Origin of the sequence: Hymenobacter nitidus (assembly GCF_020447315.1) — a bacterium.
In the GTDB taxonomy this organism is placed as follows: Bacteria; Bacteroidota; Bacteroidia; order Cytophagales; family Hymenobacteraceae; genus Hymenobacter; species Hymenobacter nitidus.
The window spans coordinates 243,554-261,246 of record NZ_JAJADQ010000002.1 but is presented as its reverse complement, the minus strand read 5'-3'; the positions used below and the strand labels follow the sequence as shown (position 1 = coordinate 261,246).

Sequence of the window (17,693 nt, the reverse complement as noted above, 5' to 3'; positions counted from 1 at the left end):
AAACGCCCGAGGCCGTTGCAGCGGCGCTCAGAGCGTAGCAGATTGCTGGGCTTCTGTTCTCAATACCGGAAATCAAGGCCGGAAGGTTGCACAAATTCCAAGCTTATTGAAAGATTCCAAGCAACTCAGCCTCGGCTACTTAGCCCGGCGGATAAAGATGTCCCCCATTAATGATTTCATCATGATTTCCGCCCCGCCGCCACTGAGCTTGCCGTAGGTCCAGCCGTCGGCATTGAGGCGGTACACGCCGTTCTGGGTGGTGCGGTTTACCTTGGCCGGGGTCTTGTCGGTTACCAGGTCGAAGTCGCTGTAGATTTCGCCCTGGTCCGACTTAAGCTTGAGCGCGGCTTTGGCCGAGGCGGGCAGCGTCACGTCCACGTCGCCGTTGACGGTGGAGAAGGCCATCGGCGTGCCGCCCGTCACTGATTTGAAGGTGGCTTTGATGGCCCCGTTCACCGTGTTGGCCACCGCCGAGCCCGACACCTGGCGCAGCGTCACGTCGCCGTTCACGTTGCTCACTTCCAGCTCCCCGGTTACGTTTTCCACCAGGATGTCGCCGTCGTTGACGGTGCTGATCTGCAGCGAAAAGCGCTGGGGCACTCTTATAGTCAGGTTGGTGGGCTGCTGCCAGGAGTTCGAGCTGACGGTCACGCGGTTGTCGTTTTCTTCGGCCGTTACGTCGAAGCCGGCTTTGCCGGCAATGCGCCGCAGGCCGCCGCTGCTTTCGCGGGGCTTGTCGTCGTCATCGTCGTCGCGGCCACGGGCCTTGGTGCTGGCGTCGATGAGAACGTCTTTGCCGCTGTAGCCCACCACCGTGATGGAGCCATTCACGGTTTTGACCCGGAGCAGGCCGGGCTTACCGGGCGAGCTGAGCGGCACCACCAGCTGGTCCTTATTCTGGGCCGAAACGACGCAGGCCGTCAGCAAGAGTAAGGCCGTGAGGTAGGTGCGCAGGGCGTGGCAGGTAGGTGCCAGCCGGTATGGAGGGGTTTTCATTAGGGTCTTCGTTTGATGGTGACGTCGCCGTTGAGGGTTTCGAAGCGGAAGCCGTTGCCGCCCTTGCCCAAGCGCACGGCCGTGCCTTTGGAGAGTTTGTACTTGGTGCCGCCGGTGGTGCTTTGCTTGTTCTGCACCACCTGCACCGGCAGACTTTCCACGTTGGGGAAGTCGGTGAGCAGCTCGCCGTGCATGCTTTTGAAGTGCACGTCGGCGGCCACGTCGGCCGGGTAAGTCACCGTTATGTTGCCGTTGATGGTGCTGTAGGAGCAGCTGCCGGTGGGGCTGGTCAGGTAGCTGGCCTCCACGTTGCCGTTGATAGTGCCGGCCTCGGTGGCGCCCTTTACGTTGCGCAGCGTTACGGCCCCGTTGATGTTGCGGGCCTTAAGCAGGCCGCTCATGTCCTGTACCAGAACGTCGCCGTTGTTGATGGTGGAAACGGCCAGGTTCATCTGGGCAGGCACCTTCACCACGTAGTCGAAGGTGAAATGATATTCAATCCGGCGGTTATTGTCGCCGCGGTTGTTGCGGGGCCGCGAGTCGTAGGGGCCGGCCATGTAGGCCACGATGCTGTCGTTGCGCTGTAAAATGCCCAGCACGGCTTCCTTCTTGCCCAGCTCCAGGTCGGCTTCGTTGTCGGCCCGGATGGTGCGGGTGACTTCCAGCACCACTTTGCTGCCGCTGTAGCCTTGCACGCGCACCGGCCCGTCGATGTTGTAGATGGCCAGCGTGCTGCGGCCGGGCTCCCCGGTCAGCGTCAGCTCACGCTTTATTTCCTCTTTGAATTCGCGCTTTTGCGCCTGAGCCTGGCAGCTAGACAGCAGTACCAGCAGCGCTATCAGGCCGGGGTGAATAATCCGTTTCATGGTAGGGTTCCGTAGTTGAGGGCGCGGCGGCGGGCCGGCCGTTGGAAAGGGTTTTGAGGCTTTGTTCAATCTTGCTTTTCACGGCCTCATTCAAGTCGGGCTGCTGGAGCAGGCGGCGCAGGGGCAGCACCGAGCGGCGCTCCTGGAGCTGCACCATCACATCGGCCAGGGCCGACTGCACCAGGGGGGAATCCTGGTGGCGCAGAGCCTGCACCAGCCCCAGGCGCACCTTGGGCTCGTGGGCCAGCTGGGCCAGGGCTTCGAGGGTAGCCAGACGCACATTCACGTTTTCGTCGTGGTTGAGGGTGCTCAGCAGGGCTTCCACCACCTTGTCGTTGGCTCCGCTCAGCTCCTTGGTGTAGCTCACGGCCCGCAGCCGCTCGGTGGCCGAGGGGTTTTCAATCAGGGAGAGCAGCATCACCTGGCGCATCTGCTCCACCTGCGTGGTCAGGGCGGCCAGCTGCTGCTGGTCAGTGGAAGCCGGGGTTTTCTGGGCGCTGTTCAGCCAGTAGCCACCGGCCAGGCCCAGCAGCAGCAGTCCCAGCCCGTAGGCCAGGCGCAGGGCCGGACCCGGCACCAGCAGGGCCCGCAGCTTCGACCAGAAGCCGGCCAGGGAGAACTTCGGGGCAGCCTGTTCTTCCTCCTTATAGGCGGCCAGCATGGAGTAAAAGGCCGGGCGCAGGTTTTCACTGGGCTCGGGCGCGGGCACCGTGCCCAGCGTGTGCCACACCAGGCGCAGAGCCTGCGCTTCCGCCCGGCAGTCGGGGCAGGTGGCCAGGTGCGCTTCCACCCGGGCCTGCTCGGCGGCCGGCAGTTCGTGGCTTATATAGTCCAGTAGCTCGTGCTGAGTTTGTTCGCAGTGCATGTCCATCCCGTCAGTTTTCAATGCGCAGGTAAATTGTTTTGAGCTCATTCATGGCCCGGTGCACCCGCACTTTCACCGCGCCTTCGGTCGTATTCAATACCCGGGCTATTTCCTCGTACTTCAGCTCCTGAAACCGGCTCAGGATCAGAACTTCGCGGTTTTCGGCGCTCAGCCGCCCCAGTGCCCGGTGCAGGGTCGCTACCTCCTGCTCGCGCTGCAGCCCCTCGTCGGCCTGGCTCCCGCCCCCGATTTTCTCGGCGAAGTCGGCCACGTCGGCGTGGTGGGTGCTGTGGCGGTTCTTCTTGATGTGGTCGGCCAGTACGTTGCGGGCCAAATGGTACATCCAGGTGCGGAATTCGCCCTCGCCGGTGTAGGTGTGGCGGTACTTGAGCATGCGGTAAAACACATTCTGCACCAAATCCTCGCTGGTATCCGCGCGGCCCAGCATGTGGTACAAAAAGGAAAACAGCTTGCGGTGATACCGCTCGAAGAGCAGACCCATCCGGTCGACGTCGCCGGCTTTTACCCGGAGCATGAGCGCATTGTCTGTGAGCGAGTCCAACCGGCGACAGAGGGTAGGTGGTGGGAGTATTTGCTTGTGGACACTGCCCCACCAAGTAAAGGTTACAGCAAAGCAGAAATTATTTTTCGGAATAGCGGCCGCCGGTCTTTACGGGTGTCATCCTGAGCCCCTCGAAGGACCTTATGAGGTACGAGCGGCTTATTCCGGCGTGGCAAGGTCCTTCGTCGCCGCTTAATACGCGGAATGCTCAGGATGACACCCGGTGTGGGCGTAGCTCTACTTTAAACTTACTCTTCTCGACCGGGCAACTTCCACCCGCAATTCCGGGTTATCTTTGCAGTCCGCATTCTGCATTTTCCGACCTATGGCTATTACCAAAGAAGACGTCCTCAAGGCCCTGAGCTACGTGGAGGAGCCCGACCTGGGCAAAGACCTCGTGACCCTCAACATGATTGAGGACGTGCATATCGACGGCAAAACCGTCTCGTTTTCCGTCATCCTGACCACCCCCGCCTGCCCCCTCAAGGAGCTGATTCACAATGCCTGCGTGCGCGCCATTCACACGATGGTCGACAAGGACGCCGACGTGAAAGTGAACCTGACCTCGCGCGTGACGACGGCCCGGGCCGCCAATTCGGCTGTGCTCAGCGGCGTCAAAAACATCATTGCCATTGCCTCGGGCAAGGGTGGCGTGGGCAAAAGCACCGTCACGGCCAACCTGGCCATTGCCCTGGCCCGCACCGGCGCCAAAGTAGGCCTGGTAGATGCCGACATTTCCGGTCCCAGCATGCCGCTGATGTTCGGCGTGGAAGACGCCCGCCCCCACGTATTCCAGGGTCCCGACGGCCGCAACCTGATTCAGCCCATCGAGAAGTTCGGCGTTAAGCTCATCAGCATCGGTTTCCTGGCTCCCTCCGACAGCGCCATCGTGTGGCGGGGCCCCATGGCCTCGTCAGCTCTGAAGCAGTTTATTACCGAAGTCGACTGGGGCGAGCTGGACTACCTGCTGCTGGACATGCCCCCCGGAACCTCCGACATTCACCTCACCCTGGTGCAGACCGTGCCCGTAACCGGTGCCCTCATCGTAACCACGCCGCAGAAAGTGGCCCTGGCCGACGCCCAGAAGGGTCTGCAGATGTTCCGCCAGCCCCAGATCAACGTGCCCGTGCTGGGTATTGTGGAGAATATGGCCTGGTTTACGCCCGCCGAGCTGCCCGACAACCGCTACTACATCTTCGGCGAAGGTGGCGGCAAGGCCCTGGCCGAAAAGCACGAAGTGCCGCTGCTGGGCCAGCTCCCGCTGGTGCAGAGCATCCGCGAAAATGGTGACTCGGGCACGCCCGCCATTACCGAGCCCGGCACGCCGGCCGCACTGCTGTTCGAGCATCTGGCCGAGGAACTGGCCCGGCAGGTATCTATCCGGAACGCCGTGGCCCCGCGCACGCAAATCGTGGAAATGAACTCCTAAGCTCGGCCGTAGCAATACCCCGGGCGGGCCCGGCAACTTTGTCGCCGGGCCCTGTGTTACCCTCTGACCGGCCAAAAGCTGTATCTTTACCCATATTCCGCTGATTCTGGCGTCAGTGTCACTTTCGTTTCCATGAATTCATCCGCTGTTCTTGAGCATCCTTTGTTGTCCCGCGTCGAGCAGGCCCTGGACACGATTCGCCCGTACCTGGCAGCCGACGGCGGCAACGTGCGCGTGCTGGGCATCACCGACGAGCTGGTGCTCCAGCTGGAGCTGCTGGGCGCTTGCGGCACCTGCCCCATGTCGCCGATGACGCTGAAAGCCGGCGTCGAGGAATCGGTGAAAAAGGCCGTGCCCGAAATCGTGCGGGTCGAGGCTATCAACGGCACTCCCTTCGCCGAGCAGCCCGCCGGCCAGACCGGCCACCCCGTGTCGCCGGCCCCGGTGCCCACGCCGGAGTTTTAGACTTTGCTTGTTAAGTAGAAAAGCCAGCTTCCCTTGCGGGGAGCTGGCTTTTTTTGTTTTACCCCATTCTGGGAGTAGAACGCCTCCATTATGCAGTCTGTTTTTTTGCAAAAATTCACACTGCTTTCTGTTTTTCAGCAAGCCCATTAAAAACGATACCAAAGGCTAAACCGCTTAGAATTGCGCCCATGAAATAAATGGGTAGCACTCCTATATCGAAGCGGACGCCCGTGAGGCCGATGCCATACCCCCTAGAAAACTCAGCGGGTAAGAATGCAAGCACAAGCGTTGCTGATAGCACCGCGAAAACAATCGGCAACAGATAGGAAAACGTCCGGGTTTTATTAACCACTCCTTTGAAGGCTAGTAATAATAGCCCCAAAAGGAGAATGTAGGAAATTTTCACCGCCGGCCCCATGGCGTCTCCTATTTCCCAAGTAGAGCGTAGGGCATTCGCTATGAAGTTTGAATTGTATTTAACAAGCTTAATTGGCGCAAAAACAAAAATAAGAAAACCGGTACCAAAAACCATTGTTACCCAACTGACCAACAATGCATTAAGTATACCACCAAGCTTGACTTTATTGCGTATTGTTTCAGGGTGCTTCATAATTCTATATTCTATTGTTCTTAAAGATTCTGCTTTCGGTTCTAATAATTAAAATAGTTAATTCTGTTTCGGGCTAAATTCACCTCTGAAATTTACACTTAATTAGTTACTTCCATAAACACAGCGGAACAGCGGCCAAAGTAGCACTCCAAGGTGGCAGCTTCGCTTGATTCCGCCTAACCGCCACCCCGTTCAGCTCCCTCTCCTATCTTTGCCGTGAGCCTTTCTATCCTGATCCTAACGCCCAGGCGCGTGCAACGCGCCCCTACTTCCGATGCCTAACCCGAATAACCCTGCCTTGCACTCCTGGATTGACATTGCCCCGACCAGCGACTTTCCGATTCAGAACCTGCCCTTCGGCATCTTCGAAACCCCGGAGCGCGGCCCGCGGGTGGGCGTGGCCATCGGCGACTACGTGCTGGACCTGTACGCCGTCAGCCAGTTCGGCTTCTTCGAGGACCTCGATATTCCGACCCAGCCCAAGGTGTTCCGGCGCCGGTCGTTGAACCAGTTTATTGCCCTGGGCCGGCCGGTGTGGCGGGCCGTGCGCCAACGCGTATCGGAACTGCTGCGCCATGACAACGGCGAGCTGCGCGACCATGAGGAAGCCATGCGCACCTGCCTGGTGCGCCAGCGCGAGGTGGAAATGCTGCGCCCCGTGAAGCCCGGCAACTACACCGATTTCTACTCCAGCATCGAGCATGCCACCAACGTGGGCATCATGTTCCGGGACCCGGCCAATGCCTTGCTGCCCAACTGGCGTCACATCCCAATTGGCTACCACGGCCGGGCCAGCAGCATCGTGGTCAGCGGCACCGATATCCGCCGGCCCAACGGGCAGCGCAAGGCTCCCGATGCGGCGGCGCCGTCGTTCGGCCCGTCGCAGCAGCTGGACTTTGAGCTGGAAGTAGCCTTCGTGGGCGGCAAAAGCACCGAGCTGGGCCACTCTATTCCGCTGCAGCACGCCGAGGAGCATATTTTCGGACTGGTCTTGTTTAACGACTGGAGCGCGCGCGACATTCAGAGCTGGGAATATGTGCCGCTGGGCCCGTTTCTGGGCAAGAGCTTCGGCAGCAGCGTCTCGCCCTGGGTTGTGACGCTCGACGCGCTGGAACCCTTCCGCACCGCCGGCCCCGTGCAGGAGCCCGAGCCCCTGCTCTACCTGCGCCAGCCTGATGCCCATAACTTCGACCTGAACCTGGAAGTAACGATTCAGCCCACCGGCGGCCCCGAAACTACCGTGTGCCGCTCTAACTTCCGGTATATGTACTGGAGCATGGCCCAGCAGCTTACGCACCAAACCAGCAACGGCTGCAACCTGCAGGTCGGCGACCTGTACGCCAGCGGCACCATCAGCGGCCACACCCCCGACTCGTTCGGCTCGATGCTGGAGCTGGCCTGGAAGGGCACTAAGCCCCTACCCCTGGCCGATGGCTCGGAGCGCAAGTTCCTGCTCGACGGCGACACGGTGACCATGCGCGGCTTTGCCGAGAAAGACGGCGTGCGCATCGGCTTCGGCGAAGTGCGTGGCACGGTACTGCCAGCCGTGGCGCTATAAGACGTTGCGCAGCAACCATAGAAAAAGCCCCGGCTGCTCGTCAGCCGGGGCTTTTTCTATGGTTATAAGTTACTGCTAATGAAGCTCCGGGCCGGATGACGGCGGGGCTGAAGGCGTAGCCGGAGGGGGGGGTGGCACATCCTCATCCAGGCGCTCCAACTCGTAGAGGGCTGTAGCGGGGTCCAGCATGTGGAGGACACCCAGGACGGACTCTTCCAGGCTTTCTAGGCCGTTGCTGGTCGGTTGCAGCGGTTCAGTTGATGGAGTATTCATGGTCGGAGCTAGTAGGATGGAGATGTATCAGCCACTTAATATACTTAACTTCTGCTCAGACCACTACACGTCAGAGCGACTTTCTGCCGGGACTTGCTGGCGAACAGAACACTAACGCCTTGCTTCACGCTCCGTATTTACCCTGACAACAGAGGCGCGCAAATACGTATTTACCGTTAATTGTACTTGGTCACGAAACTTTAGAAATATAGAGTAGTAAGACCTAGCTACCCCGCGCACTGCCGGGACTGGCTCAGGGCTGGTTCGGGAGCTGCGCCGGGCAAACAGATCTATTCTTTTGTACCACCAACCAAAATTCCTATGCTAGCGATGGATTACCGGGGCCCGAAACGGGTCCGTGCCGTGCAGAAGCCCATGCCCGAAATCAAGCATCCCCAGGATGCCATTGTCAAAGTTCTACGCACCTGCATCTGCGGCTCTGACCTTCACCTCTACAACGGCAACGTGCCCGATACGCGCGTAGGTACCACGTTTGGCCACGAGTTTGTGGGCGAGATTGTGGAGGTTGGCTCCGAGGTAACGAAAGTAAAAGTAGGCGACCGGGTTATCGTGCCCTTCAACATTGCCTGTGGCGAGTGCCATTTCTGCCGCCAGGGCATGTATGGCAACTGCCACGAGTCGAACACCGAAGCTTCGGCCGTGGGGGCCATTTTCGGCTACTCGCACACGGCCGGCGGCTACGACGGTGGCCAGGCTGAATACGCCCGCGTGCCCTACGCCAACGTAGGCCCGACCATCATTCCCGAAGGCATGGACCTGGACGATGCCGTGCTGCTGACCGACGTGGTGCCTACGGGCTACCAGGCCGCCGAAATGGCGGGCATTCAGACCGGCGACACGGTGGTGGTGTTTGGGGCCGGCCCGATTGGTATCATGGCGGCCCGCTGCGCCTGGCTTTTCGGAGCCGGCCGGGTTATCATCATCGACCAGGAAGACTACCGCCTTGAATTTGCCCGCAACTACTCGTACTGCGAGGCTTACAACTTCAAGGAAATGAATGACCCGGTGGTGTTCATCAAGAAAACGACTGACTGGATGGGAGCCGACGTGGTTATCGACGCGGTAGGCGCCGAAGCGGCCGGCAACACGATGCAGACCATTACGGGCCGCAAGCTGCTGCTGCAGGCCGGTTCGGCTACGGCTCTGCACTGGGCTATCAACTCGGTTAAGAAAGGTGGGGTGGTGTCGATTGTAGGCGTATATGGCCCTACCGACAACCTGATTCCCATTGGCAACGTGCTGAACAAGGGCCTCACCATCCGGGGCAACCAGGCATCGGTGAAGCGCCTGCTGCCGCGCCTGATTGAGCACGTACAGAACGGGACGCTTAACCCCAAAGGACTGATTACGCACCGGATGCCGCTGGCCGAAGTGGCCGACGGCTACCGCATGTTCTCCGCCAAGCTGGACAACTGCATCAAGACCGTGCTCATTCCTTAATCCGCTAACCCGAAACGCTGACTGACCATGGAAAATAACGTAATAAATACGCCCATCGACCCCAAGCAAATTCCGGGCTGGGGTGTGGATGCTGACCCCAAAAACGACCCCACCTACCCCATGCGGGCCCGCATGAACGTGTCGCAGGACCCGGACAGCAAGCACCGCCCGGCTTCATTGCAGTCCGACAACACCGAGAAGCTGCAGTCGGTGGAGCGGCCCAATATTTCGGCCGTATATGGTACCACCGTGCCTCCGAGCGGCCTGAGCGGTATGATTCGGCGGGCAGCCTTCAACTACAGCGAAAACCGCTACCGCCACTGGCTGCCCTTGGTGCTGGCCGACCGCGTAAACGTGGTGGAAGGCATTATCGAGGACCTGGCTCATGGTAAAGTGCCCAACATCTTTGCTGAGAAGGGCTACCCCGTAGAGATGAAGCACAACCGGACGGCCTTTCTGACCAAGATGGGCATTATTGGTGCCGTTACGGCCGGTGCTGTTGTCTGGCTTAGCTCGGGCAACAAAAAGAAAAAGGAAGTGCGGCGGGCGGCCCGGCCCCGGTACTAGCCTAGCACTTCTGTATTATTGAAAAAGCCCTGCTGGTAGAACTACCGGCAGGGCTTTTTCGTGGCTTATCCGGCCGTGGGCTGCGTCAGGTTGTATACTCAGCTTAGCCAAACGGGTGCCCTACCGGTTCACGTAGTCGAGCAGAAACCGGCCGTGCTCATGACGCAAGCGGGTAACCGAGCCATAGTCGATGTTCAGGCGAAAGGCGTTGGCCAGCGGCAGCTCCAGGCAGTGGCAGATAAGCGTGCGGATAAGGGCGGCGTGGGCAAAGATCAGCACGTCATCGGCGGCAGGGCCGGTCAGTACTTCCGCCAGGAAAGCCACGGCGCGTTGCTGCACCTGCTCAAACGACTCGCCACCGGGCGCGGGCATGGTTACGAAATCGGCTTTCCAGGCAGCCAGTTCCGGGCCGGGCAACTCAGCCCAGGCCTGCAGCTCCCACCTGCCGAAGTGGTATTCCTTCAGCCGCTCATCCAGGCACACGGGCACGGCCACCACGTCTTCGGCCAGAATGCGGCAGCGCGACAACGGGCTGGCGTAGGCCCGCACGGCCCCGGCGCCCAGGCCGGCGGCCAGCACCTGGCAGAGGCGGGCTTTTTCCTGCTCGTACCGCTCACTGAGGCCTACGTCGCTTTGCCCGTAGCAAATGCCCGCCGCCGTGGCCACGCTCGTGTGTCGGATCAGGTAAATATCCATGCTTACTACTAGTGACGAAGCCATGTAGAAACGCAACCTTGCCCCCGCGTTAGGTATTCAAAACCACGCCATTCGGATTGCTTGTACAACGGCAGCAACGATTGAGATGCAAATATGCGTCGCTACAGCCAAGCGCACAGAAAAGCCCGGCCGGTATACGTACCGGCCGGGCTTTTTTTCTGGGGCCACTACTTGCGGCCGTTGATTATCTCATCCACCACGGCCGGGTCCAGCAGCGTGGTTACGTCGCCGATGTTGCTGGTTTCGCCCTCGGCCACCTTGCGCAGAATGCGGCGCATGATTTTGCCCGAGCGGGTTTTGGGCAGCCCCGATACCAGCTGAATCTTGTCGGGCTTGGCAATCTTACCAATTTCGGCCACCACGGTTTCGATGATGCTGGCCTCCACGTGGGGCTTGTCGGCGTCACTGTCGCAGGCGCCGGCGCGGCATATCACGAAGGCATAGATGCCCTGGCCCTTCACATCGTGGGGGTAGCCCACCACGGCGCTTTCCACCACGTTGGCGTTCTGGTTGATGGCGTTTTCGATTTCAGCCGTACCGAAGCGGTGGCCGCTCACGTTTATCACGTCGTCGACGCGCCCGATGATGCGGTAGAGGCCGTTTTCGTCGCGCCGGGCCCCGTCGCCGGTGAAGTAGTAGCCCGGGTAGGGCCCGAAATACGTCTGTTTGGCGCGGTCATGGTCGCCGTAGGTGGTGCGGATGATGCCGGGCCAGGGCTGCTTGATGGCCAGGTAGCCTTCCTGGTCGTTGCCTTCAATTTCCTGGCCTTCCTGGGTGAGCAGCACGGGCTGCACGCCCGGCAGCGGCTGCCCCGCGTGGGCCGGCTTGGTGGGCGACACGCCCGCCAGGGCCGAAATCATCACGCCGCCGGTTTCGGTCTGCCACCACGTGTCGATGACGGGGCAGCGCTCCTTGCCCACGTGGGTGTAGTACCAGTACCAGGCTTCCTCGTTGATGGGCTCCCCCACTGAGCCCAGGATGCGTAGCGAGTCGAGCGAGTAGCTGAGCACGTTGTCCAGGGGCGTGGCCATCAGGCTGCGAATGGCAGTGGGCGCGGTGTAGAACACGGTTACGCCGTGCTTGTCGATAACCTCCCAGAAGCGGCCGGCATCGGGGTAAGTAGGCACGCCCTCGAACATGAGCGTGGAGGCGCCATTGAGCAGCGGCCCGTAGAGCAGATACGAGTGGCCCGTAACCCAGCCAATGTCGGCGGTACACCAGTAAATGTCGTTTTCCTCGACCTGAAACACGTTGCGGAACGTGTAGTCGGCCCACACCATGTAACCGGCGGTGGTGTGCACTACGCCCTTGGGCTTGCCGGTGCTGCCCGAGGTATAGAGGATAAAGAGCAGGTCTTCGGCGTCCATTTCCTCGGCCGGGCAGGTTTTGGCGGCCTCTTCGGCTTCCTGGTGGTACCAGACGTCGCGGCCTTCCTGCATGTGCACGGGCCAGCCCAGGTGCTCGACTACAATCACGCGGCGCACCGAGGGGCAGTGTTCCAGGGCCTCATCCACCACGCGCTTCACCGGAATCTGCTTGGGGCCACGGTTCAGGCCGTCGGAGGTCAAAACCACGGTGGCCTGGGCATCGTTGACGCGGTCGGCAATGGCAGTGCTGCTGAAGCCGGCGAAGATAACCGAGTGCACCGCCCCGATGCGGGCGCAGGCCAGCACGGCAATGGCCAGCTGCGGAATCATGGGCATGTAGAGGCAGACCCGGTCGCCTTTTTCCACGCCGTTGTTCAGCAGCACGTTGGCAAACTGGCACACCTGCTGGTGTAGCTCGCGGTAGGTGTAGCGAATCTGGCGGGTCTTGGGGTCGTTGGGCTCCCAGATGAGGGCCAGCTTGTTGCCGCGGGTGGCCAGGTGGCGGTCCAGGCAGTTTTCGGTGATGTTGAGCTTGGCGCCGCCAAACCACTCGTTGTGGCCGTTTACCATGTCGGCTTTGAGCACCGTGTTCCACTTGCGGCGCCAGGTAAAGGGCTCGGCCACGTCGGCCCAGAACTGCTCGGGGTTGTCGATGCTGCGCTGGTAGGCGTCCTGGTACTCTTCAAACGTGCGGATGCGGGAATGGCTGAGGGGCATAAGACTAGGGAATTAGGGAGGTGGAGAGTTAAAACGGAACAGCGGCCCAAGTGGCCGGGGCAGCAAGGCGGTAGTTAGCCGGAGGCTGGGGCGGCTACCAGCGCCTTTACCTTTTCCATCAGCTGCCGGGTACTGAAAGGCTTGGGAATGTAGAGGTCGGCGCCCACGTCGTAGCCGCGCTGAATGTCGGCTTCCTTGCTTTTGGCACTGAGGAAAATCACCTTGGTGTGCTGCCGATCGGGCCGGCTTTTCACGTGCTGGCACACGTGGTAGCCATCCACGTCGGGCATCATAATATCGAGCAGAATCACGTCGTAGGCGGTGTGGTCGATGGCCTCCAGGGCCTCGGTGCCGTTGCGGGCAATACCCACCTGATAGCCGCTCTTGCGCATCAGGAATTCAAGGGACATGACGATGTTGGGCTCGTCATCGACAATCAGGATCTGGGGGGCGCTCATAACTCAGCGGCGGAAAAAGGGTGGGGAAACGGGGCTCAAAACGGGCGGCTCAGACGGTGGCCGGGGCCGTGGGCAGCTCCAGGGTGAAGCAGGCGCCCTGTTCGGGCTGGCTTTCCACCCAGATGCGGCCCGCGTGCAGCGCCACAATCTTTTTGGTGATGGCCAAGCCCAGGCCCGAGCCTTCCGGCTTGCGGGTCGTCTGGTTTTTGGCCTGGAAGAACTTGTCGAAAATAAGGGTGTGGTATGCCGGGTCGATGCCCTTGCCGTTGTCGCGCACGCTCAGGCGCAGCAGGCTGGCGCTGCTGGCCTCGGCCACCACGGCAATGCGCCCCAGCCCATCGGCCCGGCACGACTTGACGGCGTTGCTGAGCAGGTTCACCAGCACCTGCATCAGCCGGTCCCGGTCGCCGGGCAGGTGAGGCAGGCCGGGCGGCACCACCACGTCGAGCTGAATGTGCTTGGCCCGCACCAGCTGCCCCACCGCGTCGATGGCGTCGTTGACGAGCTCGGCCACGTCGAGCGGGGCACATTCCAGCGTAGCCTGCCCCGATTCGTACTTTTCCAGGTCGAGCACCAGGGTAATCAGGCGGCTCAGCCGTTCGGCTTCCTTGGTGATAGTATGCAGAAAATGGCTCCGCTCCTCTTCCTCAATATCGGGGTTATCGGTCAGGATTTCGGACAGGGCCCGGATGCTGGTCAGGGGGGTGCGCAGCTCGTGGGTCACGGTGTAGAGGAACTCGTCTTTCTGGTGGTCCAGGGCCTGGAGCTGGTCGTAGGCCTGCTGGAGCTGGTCGGTGAGGCGCTGCAGCTGGCGCGACTGTTTCTGGAGCTGGCGGTTGGCTTCGAGCAGCTGCTGGCTTTCCTTCAGAATGCCCACCACGTTGTCGAAGCTGATGTCTTCGGCGGCCACCGAGGTGCGCAGCAGCAGCCGGGCCGACGCCGGACCGATGGAACCGGCCAGCAGCTTTTCGGCGTAGGCCAGCAGCCGCGGATCAGCCTGGGGCGGGCTCTGGTCGTCGGTGCTGTGGGCATCGGGAAACCGCTCCTGGAATGAGCGCAGGGCCTGGTTGGTGCGTTTTTTTCCCAGAAAGCCGGTCAGCAGGGCCCGCACGTCGGGCAGCGGGGCGGCGCTCTGCCAGCCAGCCGGCCCTTCAAACACGGTTCCGGCACGAAACACGTCGACAAAGACATCGGCCTGGTGCTGCTCCAGGGCCGTGGGCAGGCGCAGCAGCGACACGCCCACGTAGAGGCCCACGTTGAAAAACCAGCTCCAGAACAGCCCGTGCGACAGGTAGTCGAGCCCTTCGAGGCCAAAGAGGGCAAACGGCCGCAGCCAGCTCTGCCCCAGCAGCCCCTGGCTCAGCATGGCATCGGGCAGCAGGTCGGGCCCGACCATGGTGGGCAGCACCAGGGTGAAAAACCACAGGATAAAGCCGGCCAGAATACCGGCCGTGGCGCCCTGCCGGGTGCCGCCCTTCCAGTAGAGGCCGCCCAGCACCACCGGCACAAACTGCGCCACCGCCGCAAACGACACCAGCCCAATGTTGACCAGCGGCAGCAGGTGCCCCACAGCGGCGTAGTAGCCGTAGGCCAGCAGCAGCACCAGCACCACGGCCAGGCGGCGGCTGTGCAGGGCCACGCGGCTGAGGTAGGCAAACCAGCGGGCCCCCTCGGCGCGGGCCGCCGGCATGCGCACCAGCAGCGGCATAAGCAGGTGGTTGCTCATCATCACGCTCAGGGCAATGGTTTCGACGATAATCATGGAGGAAGCTGCCGACAGGCCGCCCAGGTAGATGAGCAGGGCCAGCCAGGGGTGGCCGGCCTGCAGGGGTAGTGCCAGCACAAACGTGTCGGCATCGAGGCGACCGGTGCCCTCCAGCAGCCGCCCCCCGAAGGCCAGCGGCAGCACAAACAGGTTGATGATGATCAGGTAGAGCGGAAACAGCCACATGGCCTTGCGCAGGTGGTCCTCGTTCACGTTTTCGACCACCGCCACCTGAAACTGGCGCGGCAGCAGCAGAATGGCGGCCATGCTCAGCACGAGCAGCGTAAACCACTGAGCGCCGCTGGTGCCGGCCCCGTGCAGGGTGAAGAGGCGGCTGAGCTCGGGCAGGGCGGCGGCCCGCGCAAAGATGTCGGCAAACCCATCGAACAGGCCGTAGGTGACGAACAGGCCGGCGGCCAGAAAGGCTACCAGCTTCACCAGGCTTTCCAGGGCCACGGCCAGCACCATGCCCTCGTGCCGCTCGGTGGCTTCCACGGAGCGCACCCCGAAGATGATAGTGAAAAACGCCAGGGCCACGGTGGTGTAGAAGGCCGAGCCGGCCGCCGCCGCGGCATCTCCCACGGGCAGGCCCAGCGAGTTGGCGGGCTGAGTGAGGATGTCGAAGGAAGCGGCAATGGCCTTGATCTGCAGCGAAATATAGGGCACCACGCCCAGCACGCACACCACCGTGACCAGGGCCCCGAGCCAGGCACTTTTGCCGTAGCGGGCCGAAATGAAGTCGGCAATGGAGGTGAGGCGCTGCTGCCGGCAGATCCGGATGATTTTGCGCAGCACCAGCCACGCCATTGGGGCCATCAGCGTAGGCCCCAGGTAAATACCCACGAACTCCAGACCGAAGTACGCCGCCCGTCCCACCGAGCCGTAGTACGTCCAGGCGGTGCAGTACACGGCCATGCTCAGGGCGTACACGTAGGGGTTGCTCACCAGGCTCCGCCGCGCCGAGCCCGCCCGCCGCTCCGCCGCATACGCCACCCCAAACAGCAGGGCGAGGTAGCCGAACGAAAAGCCAATGACAAGCCAGATGGGCATGCGGTGAAATGGTGAGTTTGTGAAACAGAGAGTTTGTGAGAGGATGAAATGGTGGTCATTCCGCGCAGATTGCGCCATCGGAACGTCATCTTACCATGTTACCATCTCACTATTTCGCCTTTACCAGCCAGCCCGTGAGCAGCACCAGCGTGGCCCAGGCCAGCAGCACATACAGGTAGAGCACGGGCACGCCCCCTACCCGCCCGCCGTGGTCGAAGACGGCCAGCAGCGGGAAGTTGAGCAGCACGCCGAACAGCAGGGCCACGAAGAACAGCCGCTGACCGCGCCGCTGCTCGGGACGCTCCGGGGACGAAATGGGGGGCATAGGCAAAACTAGTGGGGCCGGTGAGAAAGGAAGGTGCCAACATAATAAAGTCCGCCGAACCAACGGCCCGACGGACTTTTCTGCGGCAGCCGGAACGTTATTTCACGTCGGCGGGAGCCTCATCCATGAGCTTGACGTTGCGCACGTCCTTCATCAGGGCCTGCCCGATAAACCAGCAGATCAGGGCAATACCCACCGGATAGACCAGGCCCGCCAGGGTGCTGTGCTCCTTGATAAAGGGCGCGTCGGAGGCGGCGGCGCGCAGCGTGAGGGCCGTGGCAATCAGCGGCACGAAGCCCCCGAACACCCCGTTGCCGATGTGGTAGGGCAGCGACAGGGACGTGTAGCGCACTTTGGTCGGGAACAGCTCGACCAGGTAGGCGGCAATGGGGCCGTAGGCCATGGTCACGAACAGCACCAGGCAGAACACGAGGGCCGTCATGGCCGGCAGGTTGGGGTCCAGGGCCTTCATCACGGCGGGCACGGCCTTGCCGGTGGCATCCACGGTGGCGGCGGTTACTTCCGTAATCGGGCCCGCAAACTGCTTGAGGCCCCAGAACAGTGGGAAGGTGAACAGCGCCCCGCAGAGCAGGCCCATCATGATGATTTTCTTGCGGCCAATCCGGTCGGACAAAGAGCCGAAGTACACGAAAAACGGCGTGGCCAGCAGCAGGGCCGCGCACAGCACCAGGCTGGCATCCACCAGGTCTAGTTTCAGGGTGTTCTGCATAAACGAGTAGGCGTAGAACTGCCCCGTGTACCACACCACGCCCTGGCCCATGGTGGCGCCAAACAGCGAAATGAGTACCAGACGACGGTTTACGGGGTTCACGAACGACTCGCGCAGGGGGTTGGTGCTGGTCTTGCCCTCCGACTTGGCCTTGGCAAACAGCGGCGACTCGTGCAGCTTGCGGCGGATGTAGTACGAGGCAATGACCAGCGCCCCCGACAGCAGAAACGGAATCCGCCAGCCCCACTCCTTGAACTCAACTTCGCCCAGCGTTTTGCGCGTTACGATGATAACCAGGATGCTCAGAAACAGGCCGGCCGTGGCCGTAATCTGGATGAAGCTGGTGTAGTAGCCGCGCCGGTTGTCGGGGGAGTGCTCGGCCACGTAGGTAGTGGCGCCGCCGTATTCGCCGCCCAAAGCCAGGCCCTGCAGCAGGCGCAGAATGGTCACGATGACGGGCGCGGCAATGCCGATTTTGTCGTAGCTCGGAATCAGGCCCGTTACGAACGTGGCCCCGCCCATGATGAGCAGCGTGAGCAGGAAGGTGTACTTGCGCCCGATCATGTCGCCGATGCGCCCGAAGAACAGTGCCCCGAACGGCCGCACCACGAAGCCCGCCCCGAATACGGCCAGCGTGCCGAGAATCGTGTCCTCAATCTTGCCGGTCGAGCCGAACAGCACCGGCCCGATGATGGCCGCCAGGGACCCGAAGATGTAGAAATCGTACCATTCAATGACGGTGCCGACGGAGGAAGCCGTAATTACCTGCCAGATTTTGCTGGTGGACACCGCGTTGTTGTCGTGCGCAATGGCATCATCGGCACCGCCGCCGGCCAGGGGCGTGGCTCCGGCGTAGGCGGCCGCATCGCGCTGAGGGAGGTTGTCTTTCATGACTGATTGGTGGTTTTGGGA

At 61.6% G+C, this 17,693-nt stretch carries 16 protein-coding genes; 5 read left to right on the top strand and 11 right to left on the bottom strand.

What is annotated here, in order from left to right:
* Positions 1 to 135: 135 nt before the first annotated feature.
* The 4 genes from LGH70_RS04465 to LGH70_RS04450 are packed head-to-tail and all read right to left on the bottom strand — an operon-like array spanning position 136 to position 3,262.
* On the bottom strand, positions 136 to 996 hold the full coding sequence (locus LGH70_RS04465; protein WP_226183119.1) for a DUF4097 family beta strand repeat-containing protein: 861 nt from the start codon (positions 994 to 996) through the stop codon (positions 136 to 138).
* On the bottom strand, positions 996 to 1,862 hold the full coding sequence (locus tag LGH70_RS04460; RefSeq protein ID WP_226183117.1) for a DUF4097 family beta strand repeat-containing protein: 867 nt from the start codon (positions 1,860 to 1,862) through the stop codon (positions 996 to 998). Before LGH70_RS04460 ends, LGH70_RS04465 begins: the two co-directional genes overlap by 1 nt.
* A complete protein-coding gene (locus tag LGH70_RS04455) occupies positions 1,810 to 2,727 on the bottom strand; it encodes a zf-HC2 domain-containing protein (RefSeq protein WP_226183116.1) in 918 nt (305 codons plus the stop codon). Before LGH70_RS04455 ends, LGH70_RS04460 begins: the two co-directional genes overlap by 53 nt.
* A gap of 10 nt (positions 2,728 to 2,737) precedes the next feature.
* Positions 2,738 to 3,262, bottom strand: coding sequence for an RNA polymerase sigma factor (locus LGH70_RS04450; RefSeq protein ID WP_226183727.1), 525 nt, complete (start codon positions 3,260 to 3,262; stop codon positions 2,738 to 2,740).
* Between the two features lie 352 nt (positions 3,263 to 3,614).
* Between LGH70_RS04450 and LGH70_RS04445 the strand changes: the two genes are divergently transcribed.
* Both LGH70_RS04445 and LGH70_RS04440 read left to right on the top strand, forming a co-directional pair.
* The gene (locus tag LGH70_RS04445; protein WP_226183114.1) at positions 3,615 to 4,718 is read left to right on the top strand and encodes an Mrp/NBP35 family ATP-binding protein; all 1,104 of its coding nucleotides are present in this window, start codon (positions 3,615 to 3,617) and stop codon (positions 4,716 to 4,718) included.
* Between the two features lie 132 nt (positions 4,719 to 4,850).
* Positions 4,851 to 5,183, top strand: a complete 333-nt coding sequence (locus LGH70_RS04440) for a NifU family protein (RefSeq protein WP_226183112.1) — start codon at positions 4,851 to 4,853, stop codon at positions 5,181 to 5,183.
* A 115-nt stretch (positions 5,184 to 5,298) separates the two neighbouring features.
* Here the strand turns inward: LGH70_RS04440 and LGH70_RS04435 are convergent, their stop codons facing one another.
* Positions 5,299 to 5,793, bottom strand: a complete 495-nt coding sequence (locus tag LGH70_RS04435; RefSeq protein WP_226183110.1) for a hypothetical protein — start codon at positions 5,791 to 5,793, stop codon at positions 5,299 to 5,301.
* Between the two features lie 274 nt (positions 5,794 to 6,067).
* Here LGH70_RS04435 and fahA point away from each other — a divergent pair, with 274 nt between their 5' ends.
* The 3 genes from fahA (at position 6,068) to LGH70_RS04420 (ending at position 9,652) form a co-directional block, all read left to right on the top strand.
* Positions 6,068 to 7,351 (top strand): fumarylacetoacetase, encoded by a 1,284-nt coding sequence (gene fahA / locus LGH70_RS04430; protein ID WP_226183108.1) that lies wholly within the window; start codon positions 6,068 to 6,070, stop codon positions 7,349 to 7,351.
* 594 nt (positions 7,352 to 7,945) lie between these two features.
* Positions 7,946 to 9,085, top strand: a complete 1,140-nt coding sequence (locus tag LGH70_RS04425) for a zinc-dependent alcohol dehydrogenase (RefSeq protein WP_226183106.1) — start codon at positions 7,946 to 7,948, stop codon at positions 9,083 to 9,085.
* Between the two features lie 27 nt (positions 9,086 to 9,112).
* Positions 9,113 to 9,652: a hypothetical protein gene (locus LGH70_RS04420; RefSeq protein WP_226183104.1), complete on the top strand. Its 540-nt coding sequence runs from the start codon at positions 9,113 to 9,115 to the stop codon at positions 9,650 to 9,652.
* 120 nt (positions 9,653 to 9,772) lie between these two features.
* Here LGH70_RS04420 and cobC read toward each other — a convergent pair whose 3' ends face one another.
* The 6 genes from cobC to LGH70_RS04390 form a co-directional block, all read right to left on the bottom strand.
* Positions 9,773 to 10,372, bottom strand: coding sequence for an alpha-ribazole phosphatase family protein (gene cobC / locus LGH70_RS04415; protein ID WP_226183102.1), 600 nt, complete (start codon positions 10,370 to 10,372; stop codon positions 9,773 to 9,775).
* Positions 10,373 to 10,536: 164 nt separating this feature from the next.
* Positions 10,537 to 12,453: an acetate--CoA ligase gene (acs, locus tag LGH70_RS04410; RefSeq protein WP_226183100.1), complete on the bottom strand. Its 1,917-nt coding sequence runs from the start codon at positions 12,451 to 12,453 to the stop codon at positions 10,537 to 10,539.
* Between the two features lie 74 nt (positions 12,454 to 12,527).
* The gene (locus LGH70_RS04405) at positions 12,528 to 12,911 is read right to left on the bottom strand and encodes a response regulator transcription factor (RefSeq protein WP_226183098.1); all 384 of its coding nucleotides are present in this window, start codon (positions 12,909 to 12,911) and stop codon (positions 12,528 to 12,530) included.
* Between the two features lie 49 nt (positions 12,912 to 12,960).
* Complete coding sequence (locus tag LGH70_RS04400) at positions 12,961 to 15,726, bottom strand: sensor histidine kinase (protein WP_226183096.1); 2,766 nt, start codon at positions 15,724 to 15,726, stop codon at positions 12,961 to 12,963.
* A 109-nt stretch (positions 15,727 to 15,835) separates the two neighbouring features.
* On the bottom strand, positions 15,836 to 16,051 hold the full coding sequence (locus LGH70_RS04395) for a hypothetical protein (RefSeq protein ID WP_226183094.1): 216 nt from the start codon (positions 16,049 to 16,051) through the stop codon (positions 15,836 to 15,838).
* 97 nt (positions 16,052 to 16,148) lie between these two features.
* Positions 16,149 to 17,672 (bottom strand): MFS transporter, encoded by a 1,524-nt coding sequence (locus LGH70_RS04390; protein WP_226183092.1) that lies wholly within the window; start codon positions 17,670 to 17,672, stop codon positions 16,149 to 16,151.
* Positions 17,673 to 17,693 lie beyond the last annotated feature (21 nt).

Excerpts from the sequence above, each read along its gene's own strand:
- LGH70_RS04465 (WP_226183119.1), bottom strand. The coding sequence starts at position 996 with ATGAAAACCCCTCCATACCGGCTGGCACCTACCTGCCACGCCCTGCGC.
- LGH70_RS04460 (WP_226183117.1), bottom strand. The coding sequence starts at position 1,862 with ATGAAACGGATTATTCACCCCGGCCTGATAGCGCTGCTGGTACTGCTG.
- LGH70_RS04455 (WP_226183116.1), bottom strand. The coding sequence starts at position 2,727 with ATGCACTGCGAACAAACTCAGCACGAGCTACTGGACTATATAAGCCAC.
- LGH70_RS04450 (WP_226183727.1), bottom strand. The coding sequence starts at position 3,262 with ATGCTCCGGGTAAAAGCCGGCGACGTCGACCGGATGGGTCTGCTCTTC.
- LGH70_RS04445 (WP_226183114.1), top strand. The coding sequence starts at position 3,615 with ATGGCTATTACCAAAGAAGACGTCCTCAAGGCCCTGAGCTACGTGGAG.
- LGH70_RS04440 (WP_226183112.1), top strand. The coding sequence starts at position 4,851 with ATGAATTCATCCGCTGTTCTTGAGCATCCTTTGTTGTCCCGCGTCGAG.
- LGH70_RS04435 (WP_226183110.1), bottom strand. The coding sequence starts at position 5,793 with ATGAAGCACCCTGAAACAATACGCAATAAAGTCAAGCTTGGTGGTATA.
- fahA (WP_226183108.1), top strand. The coding sequence starts at position 6,068 with ATGCCTAACCCGAATAACCCTGCCTTGCACTCCTGGATTGACATTGCC.
- LGH70_RS04425 (WP_226183106.1), top strand. The coding sequence starts at position 7,946 with ATGCTAGCGATGGATTACCGGGGCCCGAAACGGGTCCGTGCCGTGCAG.
- LGH70_RS04420 (WP_226183104.1), top strand. The coding sequence starts at position 9,113 with ATGGAAAATAACGTAATAAATACGCCCATCGACCCCAAGCAAATTCCG.
- cobC (WP_226183102.1), bottom strand. The coding sequence starts at position 10,372 with ATGGCTTCGTCACTAGTAGTAAGCATGGATATTTACCTGATCCGACAC.
- acs (WP_226183100.1), bottom strand. The coding sequence starts at position 12,453 with ATGCCCCTCAGCCATTCCCGCATCCGCACGTTTGAAGAGTACCAGGAC.
- LGH70_RS04405 (WP_226183098.1), bottom strand. The coding sequence starts at position 12,911 with ATGAGCGCCCCCCAGATCCTGATTGTCGATGACGAGCCCAACATCGTC.
- LGH70_RS04400 (WP_226183096.1), bottom strand. The coding sequence starts at position 15,726 with ATGCCCATCTGGCTTGTCATTGGCTTTTCGTTCGGCTACCTCGCCCTG.
- LGH70_RS04395 (WP_226183094.1), bottom strand. The coding sequence starts at position 16,051 with ATGCCCCCCATTTCGTCCCCGGAGCGTCCCGAGCAGCGGCGCGGTCAG.
- LGH70_RS04390 (WP_226183092.1), bottom strand. The coding sequence starts at position 17,672 with ATGAAAGACAACCTCCCTCAGCGCGATGCGGCCGCCTACGCCGGAGCC.